This is a genomic window from Radiobacillus sp. PE A8.2 (assembly GCF_045635475.1).
Classification (GTDB): domain Bacteria; phylum Bacillota; class Bacilli; order Bacillales; family Amphibacillaceae; genus JBJGXI01.
Genome location: NZ_JBJGXI010000102.1, coordinates 1 through 1,287, shown reverse-complemented (window position 1 = coordinate 1,287; position 1,287 = coordinate 1). Strand labels below are relative to the sequence as shown.

The following is a 1,287-nucleotide window of genomic DNA, read 5'->3' as shown; positions in this document are numbered from 1 at the left end:
GGAGACCTGTTTGTATATGATACAAATACAAAAGAGGTAACTACGCAAACCTTGTACGATGACGTTGGGCAAAGTCATAGTTGGGGTGTATATGGCTCCATGTTACTTGCTCAAGACGGCAATGTGTATGGTAGTGCAGGGAATCGCTTGTTCCGATTAGATGCGGACAAAAATCTAACAACTCTTTTCCAAAGTGCTAATGTAAGAAGAGTAGTAGAAGATCATCAAGGTCGTATCTGGTTTAGTGGTGGTCCAGATCAAACACTCATGCGCTATAATACTGTAGCAACAAGTGATGAAGAGACGGATACTACTGCTTTATCTGAAGTGATTTCTACTGCAAATAGTTTAGTAGAAGAAGCAGTAGTTGGCGATGAAGTAGGTCAATATCCGCAGGCTGCAGTGGATGCACTAGAAGCGGCAATTGCTGATGCAGAGTCAGTGTTAGCAGGTAATGATGCCGACCAAGTGGAAGTAGATGGAGCAGTAACATCATTAGACCAAGCAGTAACAACATTTAAAGCTGCTGTTATTACGGAAGCATCATTAGATACAACTGTATTATCCAGTGCGATTAGTGAAGCGAATGACAAAGTATCAAATGCTGAAGTGGGAGAAGAAGAAGGCGAATATCCACAAACAGCAGTAGATGCATTAGAAGCGGCAATTGCTGATGCAGAGTCAGTATTAGCAGATAATGAGGCAGATCAAGCAGAAGTAGATGCAGCAGTAATAACGTTAAATCAAGCATCAGCAGCCTTTGAAGCAGCGGTAATTACTGATAATCCAGGTGACGATTCAAGTATTCCTGATCCAAATGCGGAGGTACTAGTATCTGTAAAAGCTGAAGAGTTTAGCGTTGAGAAAAGTGTAGAAAACATGATGGCATTTGAGTATACTGATGCTGCAACGGAATACCAAGGTCAAATGCACTTAGGTGGAACAAGAGACGGTAGATGGACAGCTTATGAAAATATTGATTTTACTGGAGCAACGGATATTGTATTTACACAAGCTACAAATAAAAATGGTGGTTCTGTGGAATTAAGACTAGATAGCAAGGGTGGAGAATTAATCGGCTCTTACGAAATCACAGATAGTGAGGGGACGTTTGATGTTGTAGAAAAATTGAATGTTCCAATCAGTACGGTTGAAGGAACGCACGATCTCTACCTTGTATATAAAGCAACACATACAACTTCTGTAGCCCATATTATCAGTTTTGATTTGGTGAGAGATTCTTCAATCCCTGATCCGAATGCGGAGGTTCTAGTATCAGTAAAGGCA

Annotated in this window: 1 protein-coding gene; it reads left to right on the top strand. The window is 40.9% G+C overall.

Features of this window, described 5'->3' with window-relative positions:
* Nucleotides 1-1,287, top strand: a 1,287-nt coding sequence (locus ACI6MV_RS24875; protein WP_407272990.1) for a carbohydrate-binding protein, incomplete at both ends; no start/stop codon positions are given.